We start from the raw sequence: 917 nt of genomic DNA, 5'->3' as shown, positions 1-917 counted from the left end.
GCGGCGCCCCGCCGCGGGGGGCGCCGCCTCTGGAAGTGGCCGTTCACGGAGTTCTGCGAGATGGGACTCCGAGCAGCCTGGACAGCACTTGGAGTACGTAGGTCTGTTCCAGCGAATCAGTCACTAGGCGATCGGTTCTTCCGGTAGCTGCGCCCAATCAGGGCGTTGGTCGTGAGTGGCGACACTGTCGCGTCGGCGGCGATCGCCGCCGACAGCGNTTCCGATGTCCGTTCGGGCATCGGTTATACAAATTCAGCGCCTGCTGGACGGCGTCGGGACTGTGTCAATGTGATCAACTGAGTTTGGATGGCCGGAACCGGTGAACGCTCGGGACAGCCAAGTTCGACGGCATTCTTCGCTACACACGGCCACGTCGCCTGTAAAGTTGCTCGGATATCGCTCGATGGCCGTATCGCAGATCTCACATTTTCGCTCGATCTTCCCGCCGTTCCATCGAGGATTGTTTGAGCCGTCAACGTCCGGGGAGTGTTGCCACGATCCGTTTTCGACACAGTCGGGGCAGTAGAGACCCCGTTTCTCGGACGGGTAATAATCGAACTCGACACCACAGATTCGACAAACCGTCTGCTCCTTTCCGCCCCGATAGTTCGGATTTGCCTCGTCCTCGAACGATAGATCTCCATACCGACATTCGTCAGAGCAGTATTTTTTCGCGTACGAACAGTAGAACTCCTCACCGCAGCTAGCACATTCCCTATTCGGTAGCCGCTCGTCGTGAACGAGGCTGTGATGCACACCAAGCCCTCGTCTGGTGTCGAACGCAGACGGGCACGTCGGACACTCGAAGGGCATAGCACCCGATCCTCCTGCCATCGGATATGAATCTACGCCCAATCCGACCGTCTTCGTAGCGATAGTGAGAGAAGCACCGAGATAGTGTAAGAAAAGTTACATAG

General features: G+C 57.6%; 1 pseudogene. It reads left to right on the top strand.

Features of this window, described 5'->3' with window-relative positions:
- A pseudogene (locus C448_RS15960) lies at nt 1-147 on the top strand (ISH3 family transposase); the annotation flags it as partial.
- Between the last annotated feature and the right edge of the window lie 770 nt (nt 148-917).

The sequence above is a fragment of the Halococcus morrhuae DSM 1307 genome, from assembly GCF_000336695.1.
Taxonomy (GTDB): Archaea; Halobacteriota; Halobacteria; order Halobacteriales; family Halococcaceae; genus Halococcus; species Halococcus morrhuae.
The sequence above is the reverse complement of the archived record's forward strand: the minus strand, read 5'-3'. Positions and strand labels throughout refer to the sequence as shown.